A 23,024-nucleotide genomic window follows, 5' to 3' on the forward strand; every position below is an offset into this window, starting at 1 on the left:
CGGCCGGGCGGAGCGTCCGGTCCCCGGCCCGGACGGCGGGCCGCCGCTCAGGCGCGGGCCGCCGCCTGCGCCCGCAGCGCGCGCAGCAGGTGGTCGCGCTGCTCGACGAGGATCCGCCGCAGCGCCGCGGGAGCGGACGCGTGGTTGCTCAGCCACAGGTCGGTGCGGGCGAGGACCGGGTGGCGCGCCGGGTCGTGGCCCGGCTCCAGGTCCGCGTGCGCGGGGTAGAGGCCCTCGACGATGCGGGTGGCCATCCCGATCGAGCGCTGCGCCCAGACCTCCTCGAGCATCGCGAAGTACGGCTCCCGGTACGGCTCCACCAGTTCCGCGGGCCCAAGCTGGAAGCCGGTGATCGTCGCGGTGAGCAGGTCGTTGGACAGCTCCTCCCCGGTGATCGCCGCCCACGCCTCGGCCTTCGCCTCCGGCACGGGGCGGGCGGCGCGGGTGCGGGCCCAGCCGATCCGGCCCGTGCGGGTGCGGTCCGCGGCCTGCTCCCGCTCGGTCGCCGCCGCCAGGGCGGGGTCCTCGCCGTGGGCGGTGGCCACGAGCGCCGTCCACAGCGCCCAGCGCAGCTCCGGGCCCAGCGGGAGGCCGGGCAGGGCGTCCCGGCCCTCGAGCAGGTCCCGCAGCCAGCCGCCGTGGCTGCCGTCCCGGCGGGCCAGCCGGGCCGTCAGCCGGGCCAGGGCGAGCTGGCGGTCGCCGCCGGGGTCGGCCGCCCGCAGCTCGCGCACCACGGCGTCGAGCAGCCGCCCGCGCAGCCGGCCCCGGCGGGCGGTGGGGGCGTAGCGCTCCACGGCCTCCACGGCGCGGTCCGCGGCGTTCTGGAAGATCCCGGCCTGGGGCTCGGTGAGGCCGTGGTCGAGCACGGCGCCCACGTAGTCGGCCGGGTCCAGCTCGGCGTCCCGGGTGGTGTTCCACAGCCCGGCCCACAGCTGCGCGCGGGCCATGGGGTCCTCCACGGAGGACAGGGAGCTCAGGGCCGTGGTGAGCGAGAGCGCGTCGAGGCGGGACTTCGCGTAGGTCAGGTCCTCCTCGTTGACGACGAGCAGGGGGGCCGTCGAGCCCACGAGCTCGGGCACCTCCACGCAGGACGCGGCGGGCAGGTCCACGCCGTGGGTGCCCGTGCGCACCAGGACGTCGCCGGGGCCGCGCTCGTAGCAGCCCAGCAGCAACCGGTGGGGGCGCAGCACCCCGGGGCCGGGGTCCTGGAGCAGGGCCGCGAAGGTGACGGCGCCGTCGTCGTCCCGGGCGAGGTCGAGGGTCAGGGTCGAGACCCCGGTGGTGCCCAGCCACGAGTCCGCCCAGCCGCGCACGTCCCGCCCGGAGGCCTCCTCCAGCACGGCCAGGAAGTCCTGCAGGGTCGTGGTCCCGTAGGCGTGGCGGCGGAAGTAGGAGCGGCACGCCTCCACGAACGGGCCGTAGCCCACGAAGGCGACGAGCTGCTTGAGCACCGCCGCGCCCTTGGCGTAGGTGATGCCGTCGAAGTTCTGCCGGGCGGCCTCGAGGTCCGGGACGTCGGCGACCACGGGGTGCGTGGTGGGCAGCTGGTCCTGCTGGTAGGCCCACGCCTTGCGCCGGTTGGCGAACGCGATCCACGCCTCCTCGAAGTCCGTGGCCTGCACCGAGGCGTGGGCGCCCATGAACTCCGCGAAGGATTCCTTCAGCCACAGGTCGTCCCACCAGGACATCGTCACGAGGTCCCCGAACCACATGTGGGACATCTCGTGCATCAGCGTGTTGGCCCGGCCCTGGTACTGGGCCCGGGTGGCCCCGTCCGGGAACAGGTACTCCTCGGTGAACGTCACGAGCCCCGGGTTCTCCATGGCCCCCAGGTTGTACTCCGGGACGAACGCCTGCTCGTACTTGCCGAACGGGTACGGGTAGCCGAACAGCTCGGTGAAGAACGTGAGGCCCTGGCGGGTGAGGTCGAACAGCTCCTTGGCGTCGAGGTGCTCGGCCAGGGCCGCCCGGCAGTACAGCGCCAGCGGGACGGACATCCGGCTGCCGTCCTCGAAGGAGTGCCGCCACTCGCCGGCCACCCGGTGGTAGGGCCCGGCCAGCACGGTGGTGATGTACGTGGAGATCCGCTCGGTGGGGGAGAACGCGTGCCGCACGGCCCCCGCCCGCTCGGCCTCGGGCGCCGGGGCGGCCGACATGCGCACGCCGTTGGAGGATACCTCCCACCCCTCCGGGGCCAGGACGGTGAAGCGGAAGGACGCCTTGAGGTCCGGCTGCTCGAAGTTGGCGAACACCCGCCGGGCGTCGGCCGGCTCGTACTGGGTGTAGAGGTAGACCTGCCCGTCGGCCGGGTCGACGAAGCGGTGCAGGCCCTCGCCCGAGCGGGAGTACCGGGCCCGCCCGGCCACCGTCACCTCATTGGCCGCCGCGAGGGAGGGCAGGCGGATCCGGGAGCCCTCCACGACGTCGTCGGGGTCCAGCTCCTCGCCGTTGACCGTCACCGACTCCACCGAGGCGTGGATGAAGTCCAGGAAGGTCTGCGCCCCCTCCTCGGCCGTGAAGCGCACGGTCGTCACCGACCGGAACGACTCCGCGGCGGGGTCCGCGGCGGCGGAGAGGTCCAGCAGGACCTCGTAGCCCTGCACGGTGATGAGCTCGGAACGGCCGGCGGCCTCACGGCGGGTCAGGTTCTCGTTGCGCACGGTGCCATTGAACCACCCGCGCCGCCCCCGGGACCTGCCCCTGGACAGCGGCCGGTGGGAGCCTAGGCTGGGGACGACCGCCGCCCCGACCGAAGGAGCACCCGATGCCCACCGCCGATGCCTCCGCCGGCCGGGGCGCCCCCGCCGGCGGGACGCCCGGCCCGGACCGCCGCACCCTCCTCGCGGGGGCCCTGCTGGGCGCGGGCATCGCCGCGTCCGTGGTCGACCTCGCCGTCTTCCACCTGATCCTGCACTGGCACCACTTCTACGACCTGTCCACCCCGGACGCCGCGCTGGTCTCGGACGGCCTCTTCCACGCCTTCGGGTGGTTTGTCACCGTCGGCTCGCTGTTCCTGCTCGCCGACGTCCGGCGCCGGGGCGCCGTGTCCTGGGGCCGCTGGAGCGGGGGGCTGCTCGCGGGCCTCGGCCTCTTCCAGCTCCTCGACGGCGTGCTCCTGCACAAGGTCCTGCGCCTGCACCAGATCCGCTACGACGTGGACCTGCTGGTCTACGACGCGACCTGGATCGGCACCGCTGGCCTCGCCCTCGTGGCGGGGCTGGTGGTGCTCCGCCGCACCGGCCGCGCCCGCGCGGCGCGGTGACCGGCCACCACGGGGGCGCCGGGTCCTCCGGGTGGGCGCTGGTCGACGGCGTCGTGGTCCTCGCGCTCGCCGTGGCCGCGGCCGGCTACGCGGCGGGCCTGTGGGCGTCCCGGCACCGCAGCCCCTGGCCGGGCCACCGCACGCTCCTGTGGTACGCGGGCCTTGCCGCCGCCGGCGCGGCGCTGCTGGGCCCCCTCGCCCACGCCGCCCGCGAGAGCTTCTCGGCCCACATGGTGGGGCACCTGCTGCTGGGCATGCTCGCCCCGCTGGCCCTGGTGCTCGCCGCGCCGGTCTCGCTGGCCCTGCGCGCCCTGCCGGTGGGCGAGGCCCGGGCCCTGTCCCGGGTGCTGCGCGGCCGGTGGGCGCGGGCGGCGACCCACCCGGTGGTCGCCGGGGTGCTCGACGCCGGGGGCCTGTGGCTGCTCTACACCACCGGGCTCTACGCCGCCGCGCACTCCTCGGCCCTGCTGCACGCCGTCGTGCACGCCCACGTCCTGGCCGCCGGCTACCTCTTCACCGCGGCGATCGCCGGGGCGGACCCCGACCCGCACCGGGGCTCCTTCGCGCTGCGCTCGGCCGTGCTGGTGCTCTTCGTCGCCGCCCACTCGGTGCTCGCCAAGTGGCTCTACGCGCACCCGCCGGCGGGCGTGGGCGCCGCCGACGGCCGCGCCGGGGCGCAGATCATGTACTACGGCGGCGACGTCGCCGACGTCGCGCTGCTCGTGGTGTTCTTCGCCCGGTGGTACGCCGCCACCCGGCCGCGCGAGCACGCCCGCCCGGGTCCCTGAGCGGGCCGGGACGCCGGGCGGGCCGGCGTCAGTCCGCGCGGGTGCGGGACTCGAGCTCGGCGAGGAGCTCCTCGTGGCGGTCCTGCGTCACGGGGTGGGGCCCGTCCGGGTTGTCCAGGTACTCGTGGTCGAGCTGGCACGCGATGCGGCTGTGCAGCACCTGCAGCTCCACGAGCGTCAGGGCGCCCAGCTCGGCGGGGAACGCGCACTCCGGGGCCAGGCAGGTCTCGCACTGCCCGGCGTCCGCGGCGGCGGGGGCCACGTGCAGCTCGCTCATGCCGCCACCCCGTCGAGGTCGCCGACGGTCCACCGGCCGGCCGGCTGGAAGGGCTCGGTCGCGCCCGGGAAGCCGAACGGCACGGGCCGGGTCAGCACGCGCACCGGCCCGCCCGGCTCCTGCGCGTGGACGGCCTCGACCCAGCGCTGCAGCAGCTCGAGCGCGAGGGGCTCGACGTGCTGGGCGCTCGTGAGATCCACGTTGACCGTCACGTCGGGGACGAGGGCGCGCGCCCGGCGGATCAGGGGCGGCAGCGCCCGGTGGTTGAGCTCGGTCAGGCATCCGGTGACGACCAGGTGCACGTACCGGCCGTGCAGGTCCACCTGCACGACGACGGACAAGTTGTGGTCCATGAGCGGGGTCCTTCCACGACGGGGCTCCCTGGCTTTCTGCTCGACCAGTGCTACCGAGCGTAGACGCGCCATCCGGTTGCCACTAGCCGCTTCGCCCAGTCGTTACAGAACGGATCACGCAGGCGGCCGCGTCGGCGCCCGTGCGCGTCCGGGGAGCCGTTAGCCTCGGGGGATGCGCACACTCGTGGTCGGCTGGTCCAGCGTCCTGCACGGCGAGGCGACGGCCGGCGACGTCCTCGCCATGGACGCCGTCGCCGACGCCCTGGCGGGCGCGGGCATCGCCCACGACGTCGCGTGGAGCGCGGTGATGTGCCCCCCGGGCGGGCTGCGGCTCGACGACGCCGACCCCGCCCGCTACACCGACCTCGTGTTCGTCTGCGGCCCGGCCACCGGCCGCTCCGTGGCCGAGCTGCACGCCCGCTTCGCCCACTGTCGGCGGATCGCCGTGGGCGTGAGCGTGCTGGACCCCGAGGACCCCGTCACCGCCGGCTTCCACCGGGTGATCGCCCGGGACCGTCCGGGGGCCGGGGCCCGGCGGGACCTGGCGGCGCGGCCCGGGCCGCGGCTCGCGCCCGTGCTGGGCGTCTACCTCACCTCCGGCCAGCAGGAGTACGGCCTGCGCCGGCGGCACGAGGCCGTGCGCGCCGGTCTGGAGCAGTGGCTCGGCGGGCTGGACGCCGCCCGCCTCCCGCTGGAGACCCGGCTGGACCCGCGGGACTGGCGCCTGCCGGCGACCCCAGCGCAGGTCGGCTCGGTGATCGCCCGCCTCGACGCCGTGGTGAGCATGCGCCTGCACGGGCTCGTCCTGGCCCTGCGCGCCGGGGTGCCCGTGCTCGCCGTCGACCCCGTGGCCGGGGGCGGGAAGGTCACCGCCCAGGCCCGGGCGTGGAACTGGCCGGCCGTGGTCCCCGCGGAGGACGCCGGCGCCGCCCGCTTCGACGAGCTGCTGCAGTGGTGCCTGTCCGACGCCGGCCGCGATGCGGCGGCCGCCCGGGCGGCGCTGGCCCCCAGCGGGTCCGGGCAGCTGGACGAGCTCGTCGGGCTGCTGGCCCCGGAGCCCGCGCACGAGCCCGAGGACCTGGCCCTGTCCGGCCCCCACCAGGGGTGACACGGATCCAATGTCAGCCGCCTGATCACACTGTGTAATACTCCGGATCATGAACTTCCTGGGCATCAACGCGATTTTTCATGACCCCGCGGCGGCTCTCGTCGTGGACGGCAAGGTGGTGGCGGCCGCGGAGGAGGAGCGCTTCTCCCGGCGCAAGCACGGCAAGCGGCCCGTGCCCTTCTCGGCGTGGGAGCTGCCGGAGCAGGCGATGCGCTGGTGCCTCGCGGAGGCCGGTCTGAAGCCCGAGGACATCGACGTCGTCGGCTACTCCTTCGACCCCTCCGTCGCCGCCGAGATCCCCGACGACCCCTACGACCACGTCCGCGTGGACTACGCCCGCCGTGCCCCGGGCTTCATCGCCGAGGTGCTGCCCGGCCTCGACCGCTCCAAGGTCCGCTTCGTGGAGCACCACGTGGCCCACGCCGCCTCCGCCGGGCTGGCCGCGCCGTCTCGCACGAGCAGCGTCCTGGTCGTGGACGGCCGCGGCGAGGCGCACTCCCACCTCGCCGGGCGCTACCGGGACGGGCAGCTCGAGATCCTGGCCCGCCAGGCCCTGCCCGAGTCCCTGGGGCTGCTCTACGAGTCCCTCACCGACCACCTCGGTTTCCTGCGCTCCTCCGACGAGTTCAAGGTCATGGCGCTGGCCTCCTACGGCGAGCCCCGCTTCCTGCCGCAGCTGCGCGAGATCGTCCGCGCCACCGGCGACGGCGGCTTCCGGGCCCAGGCCCCGGACTGGACGCGCTTCGCCCCCCGCCGGGTCGACGACGGCACGTGGGGCGGCGACCACGCCGACCTCGCCGCCTCCGTCCAGGCCGTGGTCGAGGAGGTGCTGGTGGAGCTCGCGTGCTGGCTGCACGAGCAGACCGGGGACCGCGTGCTCACCATGGCCGGCGGCACCGCCCTGAACTGCGTGGCGAACTCCCGGATCTGGCGCGAGACCCCGTTCGAGGAGGTGTGGGTGCAGCCCGCTTCCGGCGACTCCGGCACCGCCCTCGGCGCCGCCCTGCACCTGGCCCAGGAGGCCGGGGACCTCGGCGCGCCCCAGCCCACCGCCGCCCTGGGCCGCAGCTGGTCGGACGACGCGCTCGCGCAGTGGCTGACCACCGCCCAGGTGCCCTTCACCACCCCCGAGGACCTCGCCGGGGAGGTCGCCGACATCCTCGCGGACAACGGCGTCATCGCCTGGTTCGACGGCCGCAGCGAGTTCGGCCCCCGGGCGCTGGGCCGCCGCTCCCTCATCGCCAATCCCATGCACCCGGACAACCTCGAGCGGCTCAACGACGTCAAGGGCCGCGAGCAGTTCCGCCCCGTGGCGCCCATGGTCCTCGCCGAGCGCGCCGGGGAGATCTTCAGCGGCGGGCCGATCCCCAGCCCCTTCATGCTCTTCGTCCACGACGTGGCCCCGGAGTGGCGGGAGAGGATCCCCACGGTCACGCACGTGGACGGCACCGCCCGCATCCAGACCGTGACCGACGAGGACAACGCCGGGATCGCCGCCCTGCTGCGCGCGTTCGACGAGCGCACGGGGGTGCCCGTCGTCGTCAACACGTCCCTGAACACCGCGGGCCGGCCCATGGTCGACGACCCGCGCGACGCCCTCGAGCTCTTCGGCTCCGCCCCGGTCGCGGCGCTGGTGCTCGGTCCGCACCTGGTCCGCCGCGCCTCCTTCTTCCAGGAGGCCCGGTGACGGCCGCGCCCGCGACGTACGCCGTCGTCATCCCGTCGGTGGGCCGGCCCACGCTCCAGTGGCTGCTCGACACGCTCTCCGCCCAGGACGTCGACGCGCAGCACCCCGGCCCGCTCGAGGTCGTCGTGGTCGACGACCGGCGCGGGGACGTGGAACCGCTGGAGCCCACCGTCCCGGACACCGTCGCCTGGACCGTGCGCACGGTCCGCGGCTACGGCCGCGGACCGGCCGCCGCCCGCAACCGCGGCTGGCGCGCCGCCCGCGCGTCGGGCGCGGAGTGGATCGCGTTCCTCGACGACGACGTGGAGCTGCCCGCGGGCTGGGCCCGGCGCCTCGCCGACGACCTCGCCGTGTGCGGGCCCGAGATCGGTGCCAGCCAGGGCCGGATCGAGGTGCCCCTGCCCGACCACCGTCCGCCGACCGACTGGGAGCGCAACACCGCGTCCCTCGAGGGCGCCGACTGGGCCACCGCCGACATGGCCTACCGCGTCGCGGCCCTCGAGGCCGTCTCCGGCTTCGACGAGCGCTTCCCGCGGGCCTACCGCGAGGACGCCGACCTCGCCCTGCGCGTGCGCCGGGCCGGGTGGCAGCTCGTGCGCGGGCAGCGGTGGATCACCCACCCCGTGCGCCCCGCGGACGACCTCGTGAGCCTGCGGGTGCAGGCCGGCAACGCCGACGACGCGCTGATGCGCCGGCTGCACGGGCCCGGCTGGCGCGCAGCCGCCGAGGCCCCCGCGGGCGCGTTCCCGCGCCACGTCGCGACCGTCTCCGCCCTGGCCGCCGCCGCCGCCGGCACCGGCACCGCCCTCGCCGCCGCGGCGCTGGGCCGGCGCCAGGCCGCCCGCGGCGCCCTCGTCGTGGCGGCCGCCGGCGCCGCCGCGTGGAGCTGGCGGACCGGCCGGTTCCTGCTGCTGCGCCTGGCGCCGGGGCCCCGGCCCGGCGATCCAGAGTTCCTGCCCGAGCTGTCCCGGATGGCGCGCACCAGCGCCGCCATCCCCGTGGCCGCGGTCCGGCACAAGGTCCGCGGCTGGTGGCGCCACCGCCGCACCGGGCCCTGGCCCGTGCCGGTGCGCGCCGTGCTCTTCGACCGCGACGGCACCCTCGTCCACGACGTGCCCTACAACGGCGACCCCGCGCGGGTGGAGCTCGTGCCGGGGGCGAGGGAGGCCGTCGACGCCGTGCGCGCCGCGGGCCTGCGCGTCGGCGTGGTCTCCAACCAGTCCGGGATCGGCCGCGGCCTGCTCACCCGCGCGCAGGTGGACGCGGTCAACGCCCGCCTCGCCGAGCTGCTCGGTCCGTTCGACACCTGGCAGGTCTGCCCGCACGCGCCCGAGGAGCGGTGCCCGTGCCGCAAGCCGGCGCCAGGGATGGTGCTGGCCGCCGCCGCGCAGCTGGGCGTGGACCCCCGCGAGTGCGTGCTCGTCGGGGACATCGGCGCCGACGTCGAGGCCGCCCAGGCCGCCGGCGCCCGCAGCGTCCTCGTGCCCACGCCCGTGACCCGCGCCGAGGAGGTCGCCGCCGCCCCCGCCGTGGCCCCGACCCTGCGCGACGCCGTGGCCGCCGTCCTGTCCGGCGGGCCCGTGCCCGTCCCGGCCCGCCTCCGGGGCTGAGCGTGGCACGCACCCTCGCCGTCCGCCTCGACTCGGACGGGGACGTCCTGCTGAGCGGGCCCGCGGTCCGGGCGCTGGCCCGGCGCGGCGGACCCGTGGACCTGCTCGCCTCGCCCGCCGGGGCGGCCGCGGCCCGGCTGCTGCCGGGGGTGGCCGAGGTCCTCGAGTACGCCGCGCCGTGGTCGGGCTTCCGCCCGCCGCCGGTGGACCGGGCCGCGGCCCTCGGGCTCGTGGAGGACCTCGCGGCGCGCGGCTACGACCTCGCCGTGATCTTCACGTCCTACCACCAGAGCGCGCTGCCCATGGCCCTGCTCGCCCGGCTGGCCGGGATCCCCCGCGTCGTCGCCACCAGCGAGGACTACCCGGGGTCCCTGCTCGACGTCCGGCACCGCCGGGCCGACCCGCCCGGCGGGGGCCACGAGGTGGAGGCGGCCATGGAGCTCGCCGTCGCGGCGGGGGCCCCCGCGCCCACGGACGCCGACCTGCGCCTGGCCGTGCGCCGCCCCCTGCCCGCGCTGCCCGCGGAGCTGTCCGCGCTGCCGGGCGGGTTCGTGGCCCTGCACCCCGGCGCCTCCGTGCCCTCGCGCGGGCTCACCCCCGCGCACGCCGGGTCGCTGGCGGCCGGGCTCGCCGCGGCCGGGCACGCCGTCGTCGTCACGGGCGGGCCGGGGGAGCGGGAGCTCGTCGGCGCGACCGTCGCCGCCGCCCGGGCCGCCGCGCCCGGGGCCACGGTCCTCGACCTCGCCGGGCGCACCGACCTGGCCGGGCTGGCCGCCGTGCTGGAGGCCGCCCGCTGCGTCGTCGTCGGCAACACCGGGCCCGCCCACCTGGCGGCGGCCGTGGGCACCCCGGTCGTCTCCCTGTTCTCCCCGGTGGTCCCGGCCGAGCGGTGGGCCCCCTACGGCGTGCCCGTCGTGCTGCTGGGGGACCGGACCGCGGACTGCCGCGGCTCCCGGGCCCGGGAGTGCCCGGTCCCCGGGCACCCGTGCCTGTCGTCGGTGCCGCCCGCCGCCGTGGTCGCCGCCGTCGCCCGGCTCACGGCGGGCGCACCCGGCGCTGTCAACGCAACGGAAGGAGCACCCAGGTGCGCATCCTGACCTGGCACGTCCACGGGTCGTGGACGACGTCGTTCGTGCACGGTCCCCACGAGTACCTGTTGCCCGTGGTCGAAGACCGCGGCCCCGACGGGCGCGGGCGCGCCCGGACCTGGCAGTGGCCCGCCGCCGCGCGCGAGCTCACCCCCGCGGAGCTGGCCGACGCCGACTTCGACGTGGTGCTGCTGCAGCGCCCCCACGAGCTGGAGCTCCTCGAGCGGTGGACCGGCCGGCGCCCCGGCACGGACGTCCCGGCCGTCTACGTCGAGCACGACACCCCCCGCGGGACCGCCGTGACCACCCGCCACCCGCTGGCGGAGCGCTCGGACATCCCCGTGGTGCACGTGACGCACTTCAACCGGATGATGTGGGACAACGGCGAGGCCCCCACGGAGGTCGTCGAGCACGGCATCGTCGACCCCGGCCCGCTGTACACCGGCACGAGCGCCAGCCTCGCCGTCGTCGTCAACGAGCCCGTGCGCCGCGGGCGCCTCGCCGGCACCGACCTCGTCACCGCGCTGGCGCGGGAGCTGCCCGTGGACGTGTACGGGATGGGCATGGATCGGCTGGCCGAGCTCGCGCCCCACATGGCCGGGCGGCTGCACGAGAACTATCCTCAGGAGCAGCTGCACGCGGCGCTCGGCGGCCACCGGGCCTACTTCCACCCGTACCGGTGGACGAGCCTGGGCCTCGCGCTGCTCGAGGCCATGACCATCGGGATGCCCGTGCTCGGGCTCTCGACCACGGAGGCACCGCGCGCGGTGCCGCCAGAGGCGGGGCTGCTCTCCAACGACCCGGAGGCCCTCGCCGCGCAGGCCCGGCACTGGCTCGACGACCCCGACGCGGCGGCCGCGGCGGGCACCGCCGCCCGCGAGTACGCCCTGAGACACTACGGCCTGGACCGCTTCCTCGCGGACTGGGACCGCATCCTGGAGAAGGTGACAGCATGAGAATCGCAATGGTCTCCGAGCACGCCAGCCCCCTGGCCGCGCTCGGCGGGGTCGACGCCGGAGGACAGAACGTCTACGTGGCCGCCCTCGCCGAGGGCCTCGCCCGCCGGGGCCACCGGGTGACCGTCTACACCCGGCGCGACGACGCCCGGCTGCCCGACGTCGTCGAGCTCGCCCCCGGCGCGCGCGTCGTGCACGTGCCCGCCGGCCCGCCCAGCCCGCTGCCCAAGGACGACCTCGCCCCCTACATGGACGAGTTCGGGCGCTGGCTGGCCCGCGACTGGGCCCGCGACGGCGCCCCCGACCTCGTGCACGCGCACTTCTGGATGTCCGGGCTCGCCGCCCGCCGCGCCGCCGGGACCCTGCAGATCCCCGTGGTGCAGACCTTCCACGCCCTGGGAGCCGTCAAGCGCCGCCACCAGGGCGCCGCCGACACCAGCCCCGCGGGCCGGCTCGCGGCGGAGAACGAGATCGTCGCCGCCGCCGACCTCGTCCTGGCCACCTGCCGGGACGAGCGCGCCGAGCTGCTGGCCCTCGGCGGGGACCCGTCGCGGATCGAGGTGGTGCCCTGCGGCGTGGACCTCGACGCCTTCGCCCCGGCGCCCGCGCGCGCCGAGGCGCACCCGCGCCGGATCGTCGCCCTGGGCCGGCTCGTGGAGCGCAAGGGCGTCGACGTCGTCGTCCGCGCCCTGGCGCAGCTGCCCGGCGCCGAGCTGGTGGTGGCCGGCGGCCCCGACCGCGCCGAGCTCGACCGCGACCCCGAGGCCCTGCGCCTGCGGGCCCTGGCCCGGGAGCTGGGCGTGGCCGAGCGCGTGGAGCTGCTCGGGCGGGTCGACCACGGCGACGCCGCCGCCCTGCTGGCCGGCGCCGACGTCGTCGCCTGCCTGCCGTGGTACGAGCCGTTCGGCATGGTGCCCCTCGAGGCCATGGCCTGCGCGCGCCCCGTGGTGGGCACCGCCGTGGGCGGGCTGCTCGACAGCGTCGAGGACGGCGTGACGGGCCTGCTCGTCCCGCCGCGCGACGTCGCCGGCACCGCGGACGCGCTGCGCACCCTGCTCGACGACCCCGCGCTGGCCGCCCGCATGGGCCGGGCCGGGCGCGCCCGCGTCGAGCGGCTCTTCGGCTGGGCCCGCGTGGCCGAGCAGACCGAGCGCGCCTACGAGCGCGTGCTCGAGCGGCACCGCCGCGAGCACCCCCCGCTGCTCGCCGAGACGCAGCGGTGGCTGGGCAGCCACCTCGACGAGCTGACCGTCGCCGCGGGCGAGGCCACCCGGCACGCCGGCGTCGTGGACCGCTGGGGCGCCCGCCTCGCCGGCCTGCTGACCGCCGGGGGCCGTGTCCTGGCCGTCGGCAACGGCGGCAGCGCCGCGGAGGCCCAGCACTTCACCGCCGAGCTCGTGGGGCGCTTCGTCGACGACCGGCAGCCCCTCGCCGCCGTCTGCCTCTCCGCCGAGACCTCCAGCGTGACCGCGATCGCCAACGACTACGGCATCGAGGAGGTCTTCGCCCGCCAGGTCCAGGCCCACGGCAGGCCCGGCGACGTGCTCGTGGTCCTCTCCACGAGCGGGCGCAGCCCCAACGTGCTCGCCGCCGCGCAGCGCGCCCGGGAGCACGGGCTGGACGTGTGGGCGCTGACCGGACCCGGCCCCAACCCGCTGGCCGAGCTCGCCGACGAGGTGCTGACCGTCGCCGCGCCCAGCACCTCGGTGATCCAGGAGGTCCACCTCATGCTGCTGCACGCGGTGTGCGCCGCCGTCGACGCCCGGCTGGCCCCGCGGCCCGGCGACGAGCTGCTCGTCCCGCCCGCCGGGCAGGCGGCAGGGGAGCCCGCCGACGAGGAGCCGGCGACCGTGCGGGCGGGGGTCGCATGAGCGCCGCCCGCATCGTCGTCGTCGGCGACGCCCTGCTCGACCGCGACGTCGCCGGCACCTCCACGCGCCTGAGCCCGGACGCGCCCGTGCCGGTCGTCGACGTCGACGACGTGTTCGCCAGCCCGGGCGGGGCGGGGCTGGCCGCGCTGCTGTGCGCCGAGCCGCCCGCGGTCGGCTCCGTCCCGGCGGAGGTCTCCGTGACCCTGCTGGCGCCCGTGGCCGCGGACGCCGCCGGCCACGAGCTCGCCGCCGCCCTCGGGGACGTCGCCCTCGAGCGGCTCGGCCACGAGGGCGGGACCCGCACCAAGACCCGCGTGCGCAGCGCCGGGCAGACGCTCCTGCGCGTCGACGAGGGCGGGCCGGGCACCCCGGTCGGCGTCTCGGCCGCGCACGTGGCCGCCGTCCTGGCCGGCGCCGACGCCGTGCTCGTCTCCGACTACGGGGGAGGCGTCACCCGTGACCCGGCCGTGCGGGCCGCGCTCGAGGAGCACGCCCGCACCGGCACGGTCGTGTGGGACCCGCACCCCCGCGGCGGCGAGCCCGTCCCCGGGTGCGCGCTCGTGACCCCCAACGCCGCCGAGGCCGCCGGCGCCCTCGAGGACGACGGCGCCGGGCCCCGGGAGCTCGCGGGGGCGCTGCGCCGCCGCTGGAGCGCCCGCGCCGTGGCCGTCACCGCCGGCGCGGAGGGCGCCTACCTGGCGTCCGCCGCCGGCACCGAGCTGCTCCCGGCCGCACCCGTGCGCAACACGGACCCGTGCGGGGCCGGTGACCGCTTCGCCTCCGCGGCCGCCCTCGCCCTCGGCGGCGGCGCGGACGTGACCGCCGCCGTGGAGACCGCGGTCGAGGCCGCCGGGCAGTGGGTCGCGGCCGGCGGGGCGGCCACGTACCGCACCCGCCGCGCCGCCGGCACCCGGCAGCGCCCCGGGCTGCACCCCGGGGCCGAGCGGCTGCCGCGCGAGGTCCAGGACCTGCTCGCCGAGGTCCGGGCCCGGGGCGGGACCGTGGTGGCCACCGGCGGGTGCTTCGACGTGCTGCACGCCGGGCACATCGCCTCCCTCGACGCCGCCCGCCGGCTCGGCGACGCCCTGGTGGTGCTGCTCAACTCCGACGGGTCCGTGCGCCGGCTCAAGGGCCCGGGCCGCCCCGTCGTGGGCCAGGGCGACCGCGCCCGGGTGCTCGCGGCCCTGCGCAGCGTCGACGCGGTCGTCGTCTTCGACGAGGACGACCCGCGCGCCGCGCTGAACCTGCTGCGCCCGGACGTGTGGGTCAAGGGCGGGGACTACACCCCCGAGCAGCTGCCCGAGGCCGCCGACGTGCGCAGCTGGGGCGGGGAGGTCACCGTCCTGCCCTACCTCTCCGGCCGGTCCACGACCGCGATCCTGCAGCGGGCCGGCCGTGAGCGCTGAGCCCCGCCGCGCGGCGACCGTGGACCCGGCGACGGTCGGGCCCGGCGACGTCCTCGTGCTGCGCGCGCTCGGCCTCGGCGACGCCCTCGCCGGCGTGGCCCCCCTGCGGGGCGTGCGCCGGATGCTGCCGGGCCACCGGCTGGTCCTCGCCGCCCCCGAGGGGATCGGGACCTGGCTCGCCGAGCTCGGCGTCGTCGACGCCGTGCTGCCCACGGCGGGCCTCGAGCCGCTGCCGGAGCTGCCCGGCGGGCACGTGGCCGTCAACCTGCACGGCCGCGGGCCGCGCAGCCACGAGCTCCTGCTCGCCACCCGCCCGCAGCGGCTCGTCGCGTTCGCCGCGGCCGGCCACGACGGGCCGGCGTGGCGGGCCGACGAGCACGAGGTGCGGCGCTGGTGCCGGCTGGTGGACGCGGCCGGCGGGGCCTGCGGGCCCGAGGACCTGCGGCTGCGCCCGCACGTGCCGGCGCCCGAGGGCGCACCCGTGGTGCTCCACCCCGGGGCGGCCTCGGCCTCCCGCCGCTGGCCCGCCGCGCGCTGGCGCCGCGTCGCCGAGGCCCTCGCCGCCGACGGCCACCGCATCCTCGTCACCGGGTCCCCGGCCGAGGCCGGGCTCGCCGCCGCCGTGGCCGACGGCCTGGACGCCGCCGAGAACGTCTGCGGCGCACTGTCCCTCGCGGAGCTCGCCGCGGCCGTCGGGGCCGCCGCCGCCGTGCTGAGCACGGACACCGGCGTCGCCCACGTGGCCACCGCCCTGGCGGTGCGCTCCGTGGTGCTCTTCGGCCCCACCCCGCCCGCCTGGTGGGGACCCGCCGTGGACCACGAGCTGCACACCGTGCTGTGGCACGGGGACCCGGCCGCGGACGCGTGGGGCGACCCCCACGCGGACGTGCTCGACGAGCGCCTGGCCGCCGTGACCGCGGCCGAGGTCCTCGCCGCCGCCCGGGCCCAGCTGGCCCGCCCCGCCCCGGTCCGCGCCGGTCCCTGACCGCCGGGCCCGAAGACCTGCCCGCCCGCTGGAAGATCCCGCCCGCCCGAGACCCTGCCCGTTCGACCCCGAGGAGCACCGTGAACCCCACGACAGACGCGACCACCACCCCCGGCGCCGGCCGCCCCGTCCGCCGGGCGGTCGTGACCGGCGGCGCCGGCTTCCTCGGCAGCCACCTGTGCACCGAGCTGCGCCGGCGCGAGGTGGAGGTCGTCTGCCTCGACAACTTCCTCACCGGCTCCGCCGCCAACATCGAGCACCTCGTGGGCGATCCCGGCTTCCGGCTGGTCCAGTGCGACGTCACCGACTACGTGCACGTGCCCGGCGACGTGGACCTGGTGCTGCACTTCGCGTCCCCGGCCTCCCCGATCGACTACCTCAAGCTGCCCATCCACACCCTCAAGGTCGGCTCCATCGGCACCCACCACGCCCTGGGCCTGGCCAAGGACAAGGGCGCCCGCTTCGTGCTGGCGTCGACCTCCGAGGTCTACGGCGACCCCCAGGTCCACCCCCAGCCCGAGAGCTACTGGGGCCACGTCAACCCGGTCGGCCCGCGCGGCGTCTACGACGAGGCCAAGCGCTTCGCGGAGGCCCTCACCGTCGCCTACCGCGCGGAGCACGGCGTCGACACCGCGATCGTGCGGATCTTCAACACCTTCGGACCCCGGATGCGGCCCTTCGACGGCCGGGCGATCCCCACCTTCATCCGCCAGGCCCTGGCCGGGGAGCCGCTGACCGTCACCGGCGACGGCGCCCAGACCCGCTCGGTGTGCTACGTCTCCGACCTCGTGCGCGGCATCCTGGCGCTGGCCGGCAGCGGCCACAGCGGGCCCATGAACATCGGCAACCCGCACGAGCTGTCCGTGCTGCAGATCGCGCAGGACGTGATCGCCGCGACGGGCTCGGCGTCGGAGATCGCGTTCGTCGACCGCCCCGTCGACGACCCGAAGGTCCGCCGCCCCGACACGGCGCTGGCCACCGAGGTGCTCGGCTGGGTCCCCGAGGTGCCCTGGACGGAGGGCTTGGCCCGGACCGTGGAGTGGTTCCGCGAGGCGGCCCGGCCCGCGCAGGTGCCCGCCGCCGGCAGGCTCCGCTGACGCCGCCGCCCGGGCGGGCGGCCCGCTCCGCCGTCCGGCCTCATCCCAGGGGCGGCAGCGCGAGGTAGGCGTGGCGCGCCGCGCCGATGACGCCGGCCGCGTCGCGCAGCCCCGCGGGCACCACGGGGGTGCCCAGCCGCAGGCGCGGGAGGAACTGCTCGTGGTCCACGCAGATCCCGCCCCCCACAACGATCAGGTCGGGGGAGAAGAGGAACTCCAGGTGGGAGAGGTAGCGCTGGAGCCGCTCGGCGTAGGCGGGCCAGTCCAGGCCCTGCCGCTCGCGGGCCGCGGCGGAGGCCAGGACCTCCGCCGCGGCCCCGTCGATCTCCAGGTGGCCGAGCTCCAGGTTCGGGATCAGCCGTCCGTCCACGATCAGCGCCGAGCCGATCCCGGCGCCCAGGGTGATCACCAGGACCGTCCCCGTCACCGCGCGGCCCGCCTCCCCGCGGCCGGCGCCGTAGTGCGCCTCGGCCAGGCCCGCGGCGTCGGCGTCGTTGATCACGTGCACGGCGCGCCCCAGCCGGTCGGTGAGGAAGCGCCCGACGTCCAGGCCGATCCAGGCGTCGTCGATGTGCGCGGCCGAGCGGGCCACGCCGTGGCGGATGATGGCCGGCAGGGCCACCCCGACGCTGGCCTCCGGGCGCGGGGCCCGCGGCTCGGCCGACAGCGCCTCGACCAGCGCCCACAGCACCTCGGCGACGGCCACCGGGCTGGCCGGATCGGGCGTGGGCACCTTCCGGACCGGGCCGGTGGTGCGGCCCGCGGCGGTGTCCACGACGGCGTACGTGATCGAGGCGCTGCCGACGTCGATGCCGATGTGGTGGCGGTGCAGGGTCGACCAGCCGGAGCTCGCCGGGGCGGCACGGTCAACGGGGTGCGGGTCCAAGAGGGGCCTCCGTGGTCCTGGTGGGCGGTCCGGGGGCGGTCCGGGGGCGGACCGGGGGCGAACCGGGCGGGCGCGGGCGCCGCGCCACCCGGTCAGCTGACGTAGCGGCGCGCGGCGCTGGTGCGCTGGGACTCCTCCAGCGCCAGGAAGCGCCGCTCGACGTGCTCCGGCAGGGGCCGGCGCTCCCGCAGCACCCACGGGGCGCCGCGCAGGGCGTCGAGCAGGGCCAGGGCCGTGACCCGGTCCCGGGGCGCGCCGCCGATGACGTCGCGGCTCCGGCGCAGCGCGGCCCGCAGGGGCCGGCGCAGCCAGATGAACCACAGCGTGTTGCGCAGCCCGTGCCGGCGCCGCAGGTGGGGGTCGCGCACCGTGGAGGCCTGGTGGTGGACCACGACGTCGGGCAGGTGGCACAGCTCCCACCCGGCCGTGGCGAGGTCCGCCGCGAGCAGCTCCTCCTCACCGCCCAGCCACAGCCGCTCGCTGAACCCGCCGACCTCGGCGAAGGCCTCCCGGCGCACCACGGAGGCGCCGGCGAGGAAGCTGCCGAGCGCGGGGCCCGGCAGCCACGCGGGACCCTCGACGGGGGAGTGCAGCAGCTCGGCGTTGATGGGGTCCTCGCGGGCCCCGGGCTCGACGAGGATCCTGCCCGTGACGACCCCCAGGCGGGGGTGCGCCTCGAGGGCGTCGGCGGCCCGGCGCAGGGAGCCGGGCTCCCACCACGTGTCGTCGTCGCAGAACGCGACGTAGGGGGTCCCCACCCGCTCCATCGCCACGTTGCGGCCCACGGCGCCCAGGTTCACGGGGCTCGCCACGAGCTCCGCCCACGGGTGCGCCCGCCGGATCGCGTCCGCGGTGCCGTCCGCGGACCCGTTGTCCACGACGACGACGTGGGGGCGCTCCGGCAGCTCGCGCAGCCGGGAGAGCGCCAGCAGCGCCTCGTCCCGGCGGTTGTAGGTGATCATCACGACGGCCACCCGGCCGTCGGGGCCCGCCTGCGGATCGCGCGCGGGCTCGGTCGAGGCGGTGGGGACGGTCTCGGTCACGGGGTCTCCTCCGGGAGGACGGGGTCGGGGTGAGGGGTCGCGGGGGCGTCGCCGTGCAGCAGGGCGAGCGCGCTCTCCGTGCCGGCGGACACCGGCCGCCGGGCGCGCAGGGCGGCGGGGACGCGGGGGAGGGCGCCCAGCAGGCCGCGGCGTCCCCGGCGGCCGCCGCGCACCGCGCCGGCGAGCTCGCGGGCCACGGCCGGCCAGGGCCGGCGCATCAGCGCGGTCAGCAGCCGGCTGCGCACCAGCTCCGCCTGCCGTCGGTCGTCGCTCTCCCGGCTCGGGGACGGGTGGTGGTGCGCGCGGACCTCGGGGACGTAGGCCAGCCGCCACCCGGCGTCGAAGAGGTCCAGGGCCACGCGCTCCTCCTCGCCGGGGAAGCGCACGACGTCGTCGAAGCCCCCGACCTCCAGGAACGCCGACCGGCGCACGATCGAGCCGCAGCCCACGAAGCCCAGCAGGGCCGGGCCCGGGCAGCCCCGGGGGATGCCGAGCGGGGACGCGGCCAGCACGGCGTTGAGCGGGTCCGGGCGCTCCTCGGGGCCCACGGCGATCGCGCCGGCGATCAGGCCCAGGCGCGGGTGGGCGTCGAGGACGGCGGCCGCGCGGGCCAGCGCGCCGGGGGCCCACCACGAGTCGTCGTCGGCGAACGCCACGTACGGGGTGCCCGCCAGGCGCACGCCGATCGTGCGGGCCACGGCGCCCAAGTTGGTCCCCAGCGCCACCACCTGCACGTGCGGGTGCGCCGCGCGCACGGCCTCGACCGAGCCGTCCGTCGAGGCGTTGTCCACGACGACCACGGGGCCCTCGTGCCGGCCCAGGTTCGCGACGAGCTCGTCCCGCCGGTTGCGGGTGGCCACGACCACGGTGACGCGCTGCGGGACGCCGGCGCTCATCGCACCGGGCGGAGCAGGGACCCGCCCCGGGGCAGGTCGGCGGTCCGGTCGGTCGCCCGGGCGCGGGCGTGGTCGGTGCGCAAGACGAGGTCCTCCGTGGGAACGAGCGGCAGGGACGGGCGGCGGGAACGCCCCCGCGGGCGCGGGCACGTCATCCCATCGTAGGGGCACGTCCTGCCCGGCCCGGGCCCATGGCGCGTGACACAATCGGGTTACAGCGGCGAAACACGGACCGTCCATACTCCCCGTACAGCCAGCGAGAACCCGGAAAGGGGCGTGACCCCCCAGATGTCCGACCTGTTCGAGAACTACGCCGCCGACATGGCCACAGCGGCGGCCTACGACGAGATGTTCACCGAGGAGCGGGGCACGCGGCCCGGGTACGAGCAGATCGGGGAGGTCCTGGACGCCCTCTCGCTCAGCGACGTCAACGCCCGCGCGGACTCCATGGCCCGGTCCTTCCTCGACCGGGGCGTGACCTTCGACTTCGCCGGGGAGGAGCGCCCGTTCCCCCTGGACCTCGTCCCGCGCGTGATCACGGCCGAGGAGTGGGACATCATCGAGCGCGGCGTGAAGCAGCGGGTCCGCGCCCTCGAGTGCTTCCTCGACGACGTCTACGGCGAGCAGCGCGTCGTGGCCGACGGGATCGTGCCGCGCTCGCTGATCACGTCGTCGGCGCACTTCCACCGCGCGGTGTGGGGCTTCCACCCCGCCGGCGGGGTGCGCATCCACGTGGCCGGGATCGACGTGATCCGCGACCAGCAGGGCGTCTTCCGCGTCCTCGAGGACAACGTGCGCGTCCCCTCGGGCGTGTCCTACGTCATCGAGAACCGCCGCGCCATGGCCAAGGGACTGCCCGAGGCGTTCATGTCCCAGTCCATCCGGGCGGTGGAGGCCTATCCCCGCCACCTCTACCGGGCGCTGCGCGCCACCGCGCCGGAGGCCGCCGAGGACCCCACGGTCGTGGTGCTGACCCCGGGCGTGTTCAACTCCGCCTACTTCGAGCACACGCTGCTGGCCGGGCTGATGGGCGTGCGCCTCGTCGAGGGCCGGGATCTCGTGGTCCGCGGGGACAAGGTGTACATGCGCACCACCGCCGGCGAGCAGCGGGTGGACGTGATCTACAAGCGGATCGACGACGAGTTCGTGGACCCCCTGCACTTCCGCTCCGACTCCGTGCTCGGCTGCTCCGGGCTCGTCAACGCGGCCCGGGTCGGCAACGTGACGATCGCCAACGCGATCGGCAACGGCGTGGCCGACGACAAGCTCACGTACTCCTACGTGCCGGACCTCATCCGCTACTACCTGGACGAGGAACCGGTCCTGCCCAACGTGGACACCTACCGGCTGGAGGAGGACGACGCCCGCGCGTACGTCCTGGACCACCTCGACGAGCTCGTGGTCAAGCCGGTGGACGGCTCCGGCGGCAAGGGCCTGGTGATCGGCCCCCACGCCACGGAGGCCGAGCTGGAGGAGCTGCGCGCCAAGGTGCTCGCCGACCCCCGCGGGTGGATCGCCCAGCCGGTGCTGCAGCTGTCGACCGTGCCGACGTTCGCCGACGGGGAGTTCAGCCCCCGGCACGTCGACCTGCGCCCGTTCGCCGTCAACAGCGGCGACGACATCTACGTGCTGCCGGGCGGGCTCACCCGCGTGGCCATGAAGAAGGGCTCGCTCATCGTCAACTCGTCCCAGGGCGGGGGGTCCAAGGACACCTGGGTGCTCGGCCGGCCGCAGAACCAGGACCTGGACCCGGGCCTGGCCCGGCACGCGGACGTCGACGACACCGTACACACCTGGCCCGTCTCGGCCTCGTGGCAGGACGAGGGCGACGGCGGCCAGGTGCAGCAGCAGCAGCAACAGGCCGGTCGCCCGGCCGCCGGGAAGGAGCCGTCGTGCTGAGCCGCATCGCCGAGTCGCTGTTCTGGATCGGCCGCTACGTCGAGCGCGCCGACGGCGTGGCCCGCATCCTCGACGTCCACCTGGAGCGCATCACCCAGCTGCCCCCGGGCCAGCAGGAGACCGAGGTCCGGCGGATCATGGAGGTCATGGGCGTGACCCCGACCGACGGGGTCTACAGCGTCAAGTCGATGATCCACGAGCTGGCGTGGAACCGGGACTGCCTGACCTCCATCTCGGGCGCGCTCCACGCCGCCCGCGAGAACGCCCGCCGCGCCCGGGAGAGCATGTCCTCGCCCATGTGGGAGGCGCTGAACTCCACCTTCTACGGACTCGGCCAGCACCGCCGCGACGTGGTGGGCACCTTCCGCGTCTGCCACTGGACCGTCGAGCGGATGGCCACGGTGCGCGGGCAGGTGCAGGTGACCATGTCCCGCGACGAGTCCTGGATGTTCCTGTCCCTGGGTGCTGCCATCGAGCGCGCGGACATGACCTCCCGGCTGCTGTGGACCCGCTCCACGTCCACCTCGGGGATGTCCTGGGTGTCGATCCTGCACTGCGCCGGCGCCTACGAGGCGTTCCTGCGCACCCGCTACGGCACGTTCAACGACGAGTCCGCCACCGAGTTCCTGCTCCTGGACCGGCTCTTCCCGGGCTCGATCCTGCACAGCCTCACCACCGCCGAGGAGGTCCTCGTCCAGCTGGAGCCCGGCATCCAGCGGGTCGGGTTCAAGAACGACGCCCGCCGGATCATCGGCGAGGCGCGCACCGCCCTGGAGTTCCACCACGCGGAGGACCTCATCGCCGTGCTGCCCGAGCACCTCAACAACGTCCAGGCCGCCTGCGCGCGGGCCTCCGAGGCCGTGGGCGCCAAGTACTTCTCGCACGCCGTCGAGGCGTCCTGGTTCGGAGGGATCCTGTGACCCGGCTCAAGATCGACCACGTGACCCGCTACGACTACAACGACAGCGTCTCCAAGTCCTACAACGAGGCCCGGATGACGCCGATCTCCGACGACGAGCAGGTGGTGCTCGAGGCCGAGCTGACGCTGAGCCCCGGCACCGCCACGGTCAGCAACTACCGGGACTACTGGGGCACCCGGGTCGCCGCCTTCGACATCCAGGGCCGGCACCGGCACCTCGAGATCCGCTCGACGGCCACCGTGGAGGTCCACCGCGCCGCCGGCGACGAGGCCGCCGACGGGCTGAGCTGGGAGGAGCTGGCCACCCCCGAGCTCCAGGACGCGGTCTCCGACTACGGGCCCCAGACCCCGCTGACGCGGATCGGCCCCGAGCTGGAAGGGGTGGCGGAGGAGCTGCGGGCGGCGGCGGCGAACCCCGCCGACGCCGCGCGCGCGATCTTCGAGGGCATCGCCACCCACATGCAGTACGTGCCCGGGGTCACCGGCGTGCACACGGACGCGGAGGCCGCCTGGCGGGAGGCCAAGGGCGTGTGCCAGGACCTCGCGCACGTCGCCATCGGCATGATGCGCCACATCGGCATCCCCGCCCGGTACGTCTCCGGCTACCTGCACCCCGACTACGAGGCCGGCATCGGCCGGACGGTGCCGGGGGAGTCCCACGCCTGGGTCGAGTGGTGGAACGACCGTTGGTACGCCTACGACCCGACCAACCACACCCGGCTCACCGACTTCCACGTCACCGTGGCCCGCGGCCGGGACTACTCCGACGTCACCCCGCTCAAGGGCATGGTCACCGGCGGGGGCGGGACCTCGGGGCTGCAGGTGCGCGTCGAGGTCACCCAGACCGCCTGACGCCGCGGCGTTGCCCGACAGGCCGGGGCATCCGCCGCGGC

At 76.5% G+C, this 23,024-nt stretch carries 20 protein-coding genes and 1 pseudogene; 15 read left to right on the forward strand and 6 right to left on the reverse strand.

What is annotated here, in order from left to right:
- Positions 1 to 47: 47 nt before the first annotated feature.
- A complete protein-coding gene (pepN, locus tag ACYSMR_RS15800) occupies positions 48 to 2,660 on the reverse strand; it encodes an aminopeptidase N (protein WP_461746449.1) in 2,613 nt (870 codons plus the stop codon).
- A 104-nt stretch (positions 2,661 to 2,764) separates the two neighbouring features.
- Here pepN and ACYSMR_RS15805 point away from each other — a divergent pair, with 104 nt between their 5' ends.
- Positions 2,765 to 3,262: a DUF2243 domain-containing protein gene (locus ACYSMR_RS15805; RefSeq protein WP_251332332.1), complete on the forward strand. Its 498-nt coding sequence runs from the start codon at positions 2,765 to 2,767 to the stop codon at positions 3,260 to 3,262.
- The gene (locus tag ACYSMR_RS15810; protein WP_251332331.1) at positions 3,259 to 4,050 is read left to right on the forward strand and encodes a cytochrome c oxidase assembly protein; all 792 of its coding nucleotides are present in this window, start codon (positions 3,259 to 3,261) and stop codon (positions 4,048 to 4,050) included. The genes ACYSMR_RS15805 and ACYSMR_RS15810 overlap by 4 nt, the downstream gene beginning before the upstream one ends.
- Positions 4,051 to 4,078: 28 nt before the next feature.
- Here the strand turns inward: ACYSMR_RS15810 and ACYSMR_RS15815 are convergent, their stop codons facing one another.
- Both ACYSMR_RS15815 and ACYSMR_RS15820 read right to left on the reverse strand, forming a co-directional pair.
- Positions 4,079 to 4,327, reverse strand: a complete 249-nt coding sequence (locus ACYSMR_RS15815) for a hypothetical protein (protein ID WP_251332330.1) — start codon at positions 4,325 to 4,327, stop codon at positions 4,079 to 4,081.
- Positions 4,324 to 4,680 (reverse strand): hypothetical protein, encoded by a 357-nt coding sequence (locus tag ACYSMR_RS15820; RefSeq protein ID WP_251332329.1) that lies wholly within the window; start codon positions 4,678 to 4,680, stop codon positions 4,324 to 4,326. Before ACYSMR_RS15820 ends, ACYSMR_RS15815 begins: the two co-directional genes overlap by 4 nt.
- 172 nt (positions 4,681 to 4,852) lie before the next feature.
- Between ACYSMR_RS15820 and ACYSMR_RS15825 the strand changes: the two genes are divergently transcribed.
- From ACYSMR_RS15825 to ACYSMR_RS15870, 10 genes and pseudogenes are all read left to right on the forward strand, one after another.
- The gene (locus ACYSMR_RS15825; protein WP_461746452.1) at positions 4,853 to 5,788 is read left to right on the forward strand and encodes a polysaccharide pyruvyl transferase family protein; all 936 of its coding nucleotides are present in this window, start codon (positions 4,853 to 4,855) and stop codon (positions 5,786 to 5,788) included.
- A gap of 49 nt (positions 5,789 to 5,837) precedes the next feature.
- The gene (locus ACYSMR_RS15830; protein ID WP_251332327.1) at positions 5,838 to 7,475 is read left to right on the forward strand and encodes a carbamoyltransferase family protein; all 1,638 of its coding nucleotides are present in this window, start codon (positions 5,838 to 5,840) and stop codon (positions 7,473 to 7,475) included.
- Positions 7,472 to 9,085, forward strand: a complete 1,614-nt coding sequence (locus ACYSMR_RS15835; protein ID WP_461746454.1) for an HAD-IIIA family hydrolase — start codon at positions 7,472 to 7,474, stop codon at positions 9,083 to 9,085. Before ACYSMR_RS15830 ends, ACYSMR_RS15835 begins: the two co-directional genes overlap by 4 nt.
- Positions 9,086 to 9,087: 2 nt before the next feature.
- Complete coding sequence (locus ACYSMR_RS15840; protein WP_461746456.1) at positions 9,088 to 10,182, forward strand: glycosyltransferase family 9 protein; 1,095 nt, start codon at positions 9,088 to 9,090, stop codon at positions 10,180 to 10,182.
- Positions 10,170 to 11,129, forward strand: coding sequence for a glycosyltransferase (locus ACYSMR_RS15845; RefSeq protein ID WP_461746458.1), 960 nt, complete (start codon positions 10,170 to 10,172; stop codon positions 11,127 to 11,129). The genes ACYSMR_RS15840 and ACYSMR_RS15845 overlap by 13 nt, the downstream gene beginning before the upstream one ends.
- Positions 11,126 to 12,298 (forward strand): annotated as a pseudogene (locus ACYSMR_RS15850) (glycosyltransferase); the annotation flags it as partial. The gene ACYSMR_RS15845 and the pseudogene ACYSMR_RS15850, both read left to right, overlap by 4 nt.
- Before the next feature lie 117 nt (positions 12,299 to 12,415).
- Positions 12,416 to 13,000, forward strand: a complete 585-nt coding sequence (locus ACYSMR_RS15855; protein ID WP_461748038.1) for a D-sedoheptulose-7-phosphate isomerase — start codon at positions 12,416 to 12,418, stop codon at positions 12,998 to 13,000.
- Positions 12,997 to 14,406: a D-glycero-beta-D-manno-heptose 1-phosphate adenylyltransferase gene (gene rfaE2 / locus ACYSMR_RS15860; RefSeq protein ID WP_309125010.1), complete on the forward strand. Its 1,410-nt coding sequence runs from the start codon at positions 12,997 to 12,999 to the stop codon at positions 14,404 to 14,406. The genes ACYSMR_RS15855 and rfaE2 overlap by 4 nt, the downstream gene beginning before the upstream one ends.
- The gene (locus ACYSMR_RS15865) at positions 14,396 to 15,391 is read left to right on the forward strand and encodes a glycosyltransferase family 9 protein (RefSeq protein WP_461746461.1); all 996 of its coding nucleotides are present in this window, start codon (positions 14,396 to 14,398) and stop codon (positions 15,389 to 15,391) included. The genes rfaE2 and ACYSMR_RS15865 overlap by 11 nt, the downstream gene beginning before the upstream one ends.
- Before the next feature lie 80 nt (positions 15,392 to 15,471).
- Positions 15,472 to 16,488, forward strand: coding sequence for a UDP-glucuronic acid decarboxylase family protein (locus tag ACYSMR_RS15870; protein WP_251332320.1), 1,017 nt, complete (start codon positions 15,472 to 15,474; stop codon positions 16,486 to 16,488).
- 40 nt (positions 16,489 to 16,528) lie between these two features.
- On the opposite strand, the gene ppgK is transcribed toward ACYSMR_RS15870, so the two are convergent.
- The 3 genes from ppgK to ACYSMR_RS15885 form a co-directional block, all read right to left on the reverse strand.
- A complete protein-coding gene (gene ppgK, locus ACYSMR_RS15875) occupies positions 16,529 to 17,320 on the reverse strand; it encodes a polyphosphate--glucose phosphotransferase (protein ID WP_461748039.1) in 792 nt (263 codons plus the stop codon).
- A 146-nt stretch (positions 17,321 to 17,466) separates the two neighbouring features.
- Positions 17,467 to 18,417: a glycosyltransferase family 2 protein gene (locus tag ACYSMR_RS15880; RefSeq protein WP_309125007.1), complete on the reverse strand. Its 951-nt coding sequence runs from the start codon at positions 18,415 to 18,417 to the stop codon at positions 17,467 to 17,469.
- On the reverse strand, positions 18,414 to 19,313 hold the full coding sequence (locus tag ACYSMR_RS15885; protein WP_461746463.1) for a glycosyltransferase family 2 protein: 900 nt from the start codon (positions 19,311 to 19,313) through the stop codon (positions 18,414 to 18,416). Before ACYSMR_RS15885 ends, ACYSMR_RS15880 begins: the two co-directional genes overlap by 4 nt.
- Before the next feature lie 288 nt (positions 19,314 to 19,601).
- On the opposite strand from ACYSMR_RS15885, the gene ACYSMR_RS15890 reads away from it, so the two are divergent.
- Genes ACYSMR_RS15890 through ACYSMR_RS15900 form a run of 3 tightly spaced genes read left to right on the forward strand, consistent with a single transcriptional unit; the run spans position 19,602 to position 22,983 of the window.
- A complete protein-coding gene (locus ACYSMR_RS15890) occupies positions 19,602 to 21,212 on the forward strand; it encodes a circularly permuted type 2 ATP-grasp protein (RefSeq protein WP_251332495.1) in 1,611 nt (536 codons plus the stop codon).
- Positions 21,206 to 22,132 carry an alpha-E domain-containing protein gene (locus tag ACYSMR_RS15895; protein WP_309125005.1) on the forward strand — a complete coding sequence of 309 codons (927 nt, stop codon included), beginning with the start codon at positions 21,206 to 21,208 and terminating at the stop codon, positions 22,130 to 22,132. Before ACYSMR_RS15890 ends, ACYSMR_RS15895 begins: the two co-directional genes overlap by 7 nt.
- Positions 22,129 to 22,983, forward strand: coding sequence for a transglutaminase family protein (locus ACYSMR_RS15900; protein ID WP_309125004.1), 855 nt, complete (start codon positions 22,129 to 22,131; stop codon positions 22,981 to 22,983). Before ACYSMR_RS15895 ends, ACYSMR_RS15900 begins: the two co-directional genes overlap by 4 nt.
- Positions 22,984 to 23,024 lie beyond the last annotated feature (41 nt).

The sequence above is a fragment of the Kocuria sp. U4B genome (assembly GCF_054875615.1).

Bases quoted from the DNA above. Each gene is read 5' to 3' on its own strand.
- ACYSMR_RS15805 (WP_251332332.1), top strand. From the start codon at position 2,765: ATGCCCACCGCCGATGCCTCCGCCGGCCGGGGCGCCCCCGCCGGCGGG.
- ACYSMR_RS15830 (WP_251332327.1), top strand. From the start codon at position 5,838: ATGAACTTCCTGGGCATCAACGCGATTTTTCATGACCCCGCGGCGGCT.
- rfaE2 (WP_309125010.1), top strand. From the start codon at position 12,997: ATGAGCGCCGCCCGCATCGTCGTCGTCGGCGACGCCCTGCTCGACCGC.
- ACYSMR_RS15815 (WP_251332330.1), bottom strand. From the start codon at position 4,327: ATGAGCGAGCTGCACGTGGCCCCCGCCGCCGCGGACGCCGGGCAGTGC.
- ACYSMR_RS15820 (WP_251332329.1), bottom strand. From the start codon at position 4,680: ATGGACCACAACTTGTCCGTCGTCGTGCAGGTGGACCTGCACGGCCGG.
- ACYSMR_RS15825 (WP_461746452.1), top strand. From the start codon at position 4,853: ATGCGCACACTCGTGGTCGGCTGGTCCAGCGTCCTGCACGGCGAGGCG.
- ACYSMR_RS15890 (WP_251332495.1), top strand. From the start codon at position 19,602: ATGTCCGACCTGTTCGAGAACTACGCCGCCGACATGGCCACAGCGGCG.
- ACYSMR_RS15885 (WP_461746463.1), bottom strand. From the start codon at position 19,313: ATGAGCGCCGGCGTCCCGCAGCGCGTCACCGTGGTCGTGGCCACCCGC.